The organism is bacterium, assembly GCA_022616075.1.
Lineage (GTDB): Bacteria > Acidobacteriota > HRBIN11 > JAKEFK01 > JAKEFK01 > JAKEFK01.
This window is the reverse complement of sequence record JAKEFK010000353.1, coordinates 1-6,281: the sequence shown is the minus strand read 5'-3', so window position 1 is coordinate 6,281 and position 6,281 is coordinate 1. Positions and strand designations below refer to the sequence as shown.

8 protein-coding genes are annotated in these 6,281 nt (G+C 49.8%); 2 read left to right on the top strand and 6 right to left on the bottom strand.

Annotated features, from left to right (window positions below):
• The 3 genes from L0156_27150 to L0156_27140 all read right to left on the bottom strand — a co-directional run.
• Window positions 1-452: hypothetical protein (locus L0156_27150; GenBank protein ID MCI0606679.1), on the bottom strand; the 452-nt coding region annotated here is incomplete at its 3' end.
• Between the two features lie 48 nt (window positions 453-500).
• Window positions 501-1,007: a nuclear transport factor 2 family protein gene (locus L0156_27145; GenBank protein ID MCI0606678.1), complete on the bottom strand. Its 507-nt coding sequence runs from the start codon at window positions 1,005-1,007 to the stop codon at window positions 501-503.
• Window positions 1,008-1,098: 91 nt separating this feature from the next.
• Window positions 1,099-1,407, bottom strand: coding sequence for a hypothetical protein (locus tag L0156_27140; GenBank protein ID MCI0606677.1), 309 nt, complete (start codon window positions 1,405-1,407; stop codon window positions 1,099-1,101).
• 174 nt (window positions 1,408-1,581) lie between these two features.
• On the opposite strand from L0156_27140, the gene L0156_27135 reads away from it, so the two are divergent.
• A complete protein-coding gene (locus L0156_27135) occupies window positions 1,582-2,178 on the top strand; it encodes a class I SAM-dependent methyltransferase (GenBank protein ID MCI0606676.1) in 597 nt (198 codons plus the stop codon).
• 254 nt (window positions 2,179-2,432) lie between these two features.
• Here L0156_27135 and L0156_27130 read toward each other — a convergent pair whose 3' ends face one another.
• The 3 genes from L0156_27130 to L0156_27120 form a co-directional block, all read right to left on the bottom strand.
• Window positions 2,433-2,999, bottom strand: a complete 567-nt coding sequence (locus tag L0156_27130) for a putative glycolipid-binding domain-containing protein (GenBank protein MCI0606675.1) — start codon at window positions 2,997-2,999, stop codon at window positions 2,433-2,435.
• A gap of 17 nt (window positions 3,000-3,016) precedes the next feature.
• Window positions 3,017-3,898, bottom strand: a complete 882-nt coding sequence (locus L0156_27125; protein MCI0606674.1) for an AraC family transcriptional regulator — start codon at window positions 3,896-3,898, stop codon at window positions 3,017-3,019.
• A gap of 115 nt (window positions 3,899-4,013) precedes the next feature.
• Window positions 4,014-5,195: a M23 family metallopeptidase gene (locus L0156_27120; protein ID MCI0606673.1), complete on the bottom strand. Its 1,182-nt coding sequence runs from the start codon at window positions 5,193-5,195 to the stop codon at window positions 4,014-4,016.
• A gap of 183 nt (window positions 5,196-5,378) precedes the next feature.
• On the opposite strand from L0156_27120, the gene L0156_27115 reads away from it, so the two are divergent.
• On the top strand, window positions 5,379-5,930 hold the full coding sequence (locus L0156_27115; GenBank protein MCI0606672.1) for a hypothetical protein: 552 nt from the start codon (window positions 5,379-5,381) through the stop codon (window positions 5,928-5,930).
• The last annotated feature ends 351 nt before the right edge of the window (window positions 5,931-6,281 follow it).

Here is a 6,281-nt window from a genome sequence, read left to right as displayed (position 1 = left end):
TTTTCAACTTTCCAGATATCGAAATCACTTTTTTGAGGCTCTCCGTATTTTAGCGGACGGTTGGAAATGAAGTAGAGAGTATTTCCATCTTTTGTGAAGTACGGATCCGCATCCCAATACTGTCCGGAGAAAGATGCGATTTCAGGTTCTTGCCATTTCCCTTGTTTGTAGTGGGACACAAAAATTGTCCACTTGGTTAGATCGGGAGCCATTTTTACGAAATAAAGTGTATTGCCATCGGAAGAGAAAGCCGGATGAGTTTCATAATCACCCGTGCAGATGACTCCATCCGCGAAAATGCGAGGCCCGGGCGCGCTCCCTACATCAAATGATAATTTCGGAGTCTGCGCGCTCGGACTGCTACTTGTGAGAAGGAGTATCAGGAGGGTGTAGTTGCAGAGCATTTTCCATGATAGGTTCAAATGTGAGCTATAGATTTTGCGTATCAACATGCAAAGTCCTCAATGCTTATTTCGAAAATGCTCTGCCACTACGGCTCATTAAGACTCATTGGGAAGTGCCAGCGAAGCTTGACCGAAAACATACTTCCATCCGTTCGGGGTTTTAACATAGGTGTCGCTAAACCACAGTTTCCGATCGAAGGACTTCTCGCCCCGCTTCCCCTTCACCCATAATTTTGCCGTAACCACCGCTGTGTCACCCCAAACGCGCACCTTTTGCGAATCGTCAACTTCCACCTGTTGTTCGTAAACAATATTCTTGGCGCGGGCCTCGTTGATCAGATCGGGTTTTGTATATACCGTTCCATTTCCAAGAACGAGAACAAAGTCATCCGCAAGGATTCGATCCATCGTATCCGCATCGTTTCGTGCTACTGCTGCCTGGTATTCTGTGTCCAATGACGCGACGATCTCCGCGTCACTCTTCGGTGATTCCCTGGTTGCGGAACCGGAAATGATTGTTCCGAAAATCAAGATAAGCAGTGGAATAGATAGAAGTTTCAACATCGAGAAATACTCGTAATCAAATGAAAACAGTATTTTCATAAATCCTCCTTACAAGGAACGAACCATGAATTAGAGTTTTGAATCATGCTATGCCTTGATTCATCCGCTTACTCGCCGTTTTCGGACATGACTATTTGCTGAGAGGAACGCTGCCTTCCAGAATTGACTGCTTCAATCGAGGGATCTCACCGGCGTTCCAGAGCTGTACGCGGTGTACCATACGATAGAGCAGCGGCCCCCCATCGGGGCGATCAGTCCGCTCTAATGGACGTGGTATGCAAACAAACTCAACTTCCAGCGCATCGCTTTCCGCGCGTACCACGGCATATCCGTGTCCGCCAAGATCCACATGCGAAAGGTGGGGTGAGACATCCACGTTTCGTTCTGCGAGCGCCTTTCTCAAGTCTCCCGTTTGCTTCAACGTCAGGCTGGAACGCACTCTCTACCTCCATCAATTTGCGTAGGGTACCGATCTCTTCGCAAAAGACAAATGTTTTGCCATGAACGGTTCATAGAGACGAACAAGTGGGAGATTCCGAGCTTTCCTTCCATATATATAGATTGAGCGGAACGGATTCATTTCAAATCGAGTAAACTGTTTCGGAGGTTGGCGGTGGCGACGGACCTGAAGAAGATAATAAGGGACTTAACATCATTCTATGATTTCAAAGATAAGATTGTTGTTGCCGTCGGCGCCGGCGGCGGACAGCTTGCCGACTACGGGCGGGCCACTCGCCAGGTAATCGCTGTGGATAGAGACGAGGCTGAGCTCGAACGGCTTCTGACTGTTGCGAGGGATCAAGGTCTGGCCGACAAGTTTACGCTTGTGCCCGGGGATTTCCTTACGTTGCAGCCCACGGGCGACTTAGTGCTCTTTGAATTCTCCCTTCACGAGATGCCAGATCCGGAACGAGCGCTCGCTCACGCAGCGACTCTCGCACCTGACGTTCTTGTGATCGATCACGCTTCCGGTTCGCCCTGGTCATGGTATGCGTGCGAGGAAAGAAGCGTGATTACTGCGTGGACGGCGGTCGCGGGAACTGTGGTCCGCCGGCAGTTCGATGCCGAGGGATTTCAGCATTTCCGCAACTACGCCGAACTGGAAGCCAAGATCGCACATCGCGGACCGAGGAGTCTGGAACGAATTTCGCATTATCGTGGCAACATCGCGATCACGATACCAATGCCCTACCGGCTCACCCTTATTTAAGCAGCCATTTTCAGATTTCAGATTCGAGATTGCAGATCGAAAATTGGAGAATTGTAGATTTGATGAGCTTTTGGTGCGGTTTGTAACGCCGGCGAAGGCAAATTGCTGTTAGATATTGTCCTATGCGAGCGACAGCGAGCATGAAAGGACCTCTTCCGAGAGATCGCGGGTATCTTCCACATCTGGAGGCTCGCGGCGCAACGTACTTTCTTACGTTGCGACTCGCTGAAATCAGTAATGCAATCTTAAATTCTTTACCGTTTCCAGATCCGCTTGAACCATTCAGGGTATTCGATCACCAGGCCATCAGAGTCCACCGGTAGATCGGTACTGAATCCACTGTCCAAACCCTCAAAATGATACACAGTTCCGGTCTGATCCTGAGATTCGAGCGTGTATCTTTGGGATACTGATTTTACTTGCAGATCGGGTAGAGTTATGAAAACAACATCGATCGTTTTGCTCTCCTGGCGATTTAAAGCCAGCCTCCGGATGGGAAGGGTATTGGTAAATGGTGATGCCTGGATATCTATATCTATACAACCGTCAACTGATGCAACCTGTTTCCCTTTTTCATCAGTCCAATGACCGAATCCATCTGAGCGCAACGACAGGACTTCCGGGTCCTTGCCCAGTCTGGTCATTTCGACTTTTCGCACGCGCCATTCGGAATCGCATTCCAATCTGTACTGGATTCGGTAAGAGTATTCGTCCAAGTGAATGATCCATCCGTCCGCCATGACGGCTTCATCAGCGGTCTGCAATCGAAGATACTCAAACGTTCGTTCATCCAACGAAACCCACATTGCTTCACGTTCCATAATGTTTCCCTGGAACTTTAGTTCAATTTGGAGAGCGGCGCTATCAGAATCTTGCGAGTCTCTTCAACGATGCGAGTGGAAGCGATTTCACGTAACTGGCTCGGGGCGAAGCCGACCAATTGCCGGAAGGAGGCTGTAAAGTGACTATGGCTGGAAAAGCCGAGATCCAGGGAAATGGTAGTGAGGTCCTTATCCGTGTCCAGAAGAAGATCTACGGCTCTTGCCAGTCGTGTGTGTAATAGATAACGGTGTAAAGGCACACCGACCTTTTCGCGAAACATGCGGGTCAAATGGAATGGGGAACACTGCAACGCGAGAGCAAGCGAATGCAGGCTCCAATTCTTTTCGGGATGCAACAGTAGAATCACCTTTGCAGTTTCGACCTGCCGGGAGAGGGAATTGCAGCGTTGTGGCATTCGATTTTCGCGCGAGCCCAGCAACGCGTGAGAGAGTAACGCAACACCGGTCTCCTCGACTTCAAGGGGGCTGGCCATTTTCTGCTTCAATCTTCGCCATATCAAATTTCGGACGGCCATTGCGGATGGTGAAAGAAGACTGTGTGTGCCAACGGAAGTAACGCCCGACGAATGAAGGACTCCTTCCAGCACCTCCTGAAAGCAACTCACCGAAAATTCCACGACAAGGCAATCATCTTCAGCCGATATGGGATGGCTGACTCTGCAGGAACGTCCTGCGGGAAAGATTAGAGCGACGTTCGGTTCAGCAAGGACTTGCGTTCCATGGGAGAAATGTTCGATGAACGCGCCGCGTAGCGGAAGGACCAGAGTATCAGCATCCGACGTCTCCACGTCGCTCGTTCCCTTCTCTGCTGACCGGCATGCAACGTAGCGAACGCTCAGGAGATCGCCTTTGTAATATTCCGTTCTTTCCAGGCTCATTGTTGCTGGCCATTCTATCAAGGTGTTATCGATTCTGTTTCATTTTTTGTCGCGAAACGTGCGCACAGAGGAACAAGTAACAGAATTTCGCTGACAAAGCGGCCTGAGTCAGTTCTCAATTCTGCGGAAACAGAATAACCACGTTCGGAGCCGGTAGCTCCATTCTGCGCGCGCCTCCCGCATTCTTTGGTGCAGGTTCCCATCGTTGGCCGCGGAGAACAGCATCGATGGTTTGAAAAGCACCCAGAACTTCAAAGTTTTTAAAGACATAAGGCATACCTTCCGCTGCAAGCGTGGAGTTCGCATCGCTCACATGGAAGTGAAGGTGAGGTCCGGATGAGCTGCTTCCAGAATTTCCCAGCATGCCAATCACCTGGCCGCTTTTGATTCGATCACCGGGCTTCACTTTGATGCTGCCATGTTTCAAGTGCTCGTAGAACGCGTATCGCCCATTGCCCAGATTCAGCGTTACATAGTTGCCGCTTGCATTTTCGAGAGGCATTGGCCTTTGCGAAGTGCTGATGAATTCATACTCTGGTATATCATCCTTAGCATTCGCAACGATGCTGTCTGCTACCGCCAGCACTTCGGTTCCATAACCGTGCCAGTTCGCAACCTTCGATTCATCGCCTTGCGCGTGCATCGCATCATCGTTCAGACGGAACAAGTCTATTGCGAACCGCGCAGGGATTCGCGCTTTTCCTTGAATGGTGTAGATGGAAGTGCGATGTCCGCGCGGCATCGCAGGATCGTAAACCGCTATCCATGGTCCGCCTCGCAAGGGAGCGTTCAGGATAAGCGGAGGGTCGATTCGAATATCCAGGGCCTCTGTTTCGACGGCTCCCTGTTCGCGACCCGAAGTTCGCATCAAGTCGAATTCGATTTTATGCAGCAGCCGTGTGGGAGTTGCAACTCCTTCATCGAGCGCTACCCAAAGATATAGGACCGTGTGCGTACCGCCCGCAATGAGAAGTTGATTCGGCAATTTTGAATCGGAATCGCGCCTGCCGGCTAACGCGGCTAATTCCGAACCACCGTAGCCGGCCAGCAAAATCCTGCGATCCGCGTCACTTACTTCCAAGCGTGTCAGAAGAACATCAATGGTCATAAAGTTTCGCAACTGCAGCTCATATGCAAGGTGGCTTTTTCCAGCAATCTGGACCGGGATGGGCGACACCGGAATCTGGATATCAACCGATTGAACAATCTGAGTCCTTGCTGGCGTAGCGTAAATGGTGGGAATGTTCATCGCCAGCATCAGTGCGACAAGTACGAATGCGTTCGAGCTGTTAATCACAACCAATAAGATTAGCTTTTGTTACGGCGGAATCAATCAAATACGCAAGAATTTGATAGTGGTAGGAAGAACTGATTAGCTAGAATTCCTCCATGGAGGTTTTTCCCAATGTTAATCAGGTCAAAAAGAATACGCCTACTTACCGTTTTGTTCTGTCTCCTGATTTGCTGGGTGAGCAGAACCATGGCTAATAATTCCCGGAATGCAATGATCTCAGTCCTGCCTGCCGAAAATCCGCATCCTTCCATTGAAAAACATTCCAAATTGTTTGACGGCCTTGTCGGAGCCTGGGACTGCGATTTTTCCAGCATTGGAGAAGACGGCAAAATCACCCGCTTCAAGGGCGAATTGTTTTTTGGATGGATCCTCGATGGTCGTGCTTTGCAGGACATCTGGATCTCTTTTCCCAGAGATCCATCTGGGGAGCGCAACATTGGCACAACGATCCGATTCTACGACACAAAAGCCGGAATCTGGCGTGTTGTGTTCATCGCTCCTTCTTATGGTGGAATTACGACTCTAACCGGCGGCGCCGAAGGTGATCGAATCGTGCTCAACGGAAATGACAGTGATGGTTCATTGCTTCGATGGTCATTCAATGAGATCAAACAAGATTCGTTTGTGTGGCGCGGCGAAATCTCCCGCGATCAGGGTAAGACCTGGTTCCTCGCGGAGGAACACCACATGACGAGACGAACTCGAAATGTTCGATCCTGGCTCCCAAAACGTCGGTAATTGGAACGAAGGGAGGAAAATGCTTTTCATTGGCGGAGAGTTTAAAAATCTTGTTTGAGCGGGCTTGCAAAAGTTCATAAATATTCGTGTCCGAAAATGGCCAGCCGCCGATCGCGTGCATCGATACATTCCTTCACCGTGCAGCAACTTTTAGCTGCGCAGAAAAAAAGAAACGAAGGAGGCTTTTGTGAAAACTCAGATCGCGCGATTTTTAATTTTTGCTGCAGTGCTGTTGGCTCTCATCACCTATAGCAGTGATTTTGATGCCGCTCAGGGGCAGCAGCTTTACAATGTAATTCCACTCCCCACGTACGATGAAATACTCAACGCGGGTATCAGTATAAATAATAC

Bases quoted from the DNA above. Each gene is read 5' to 3' on its own strand.
- L0156_27145 (MCI0606678.1), bottom strand. From the start codon at position 1,007: ATGAAAATACTGTTTTCATTTGATTACGAGTATTTCTCGATGTTGAAA.
- L0156_27130 (MCI0606675.1), bottom strand. From the start codon at position 2,999: ATGGAACGTGAAGCAATGTGGGTTTCGTTGGATGAACGAACGTTTGAG.
- L0156_27125 (MCI0606674.1), bottom strand. From the start codon at position 3,898: ATGAGCCTGGAAAGAACGGAATATTACAAAGGCGATCTCCTGAGCGTT.
- L0156_27115 (MCI0606672.1), top strand. From the start codon at position 5,379: ATGGCTAATAATTCCCGGAATGCAATGATCTCAGTCCTGCCTGCCGAA.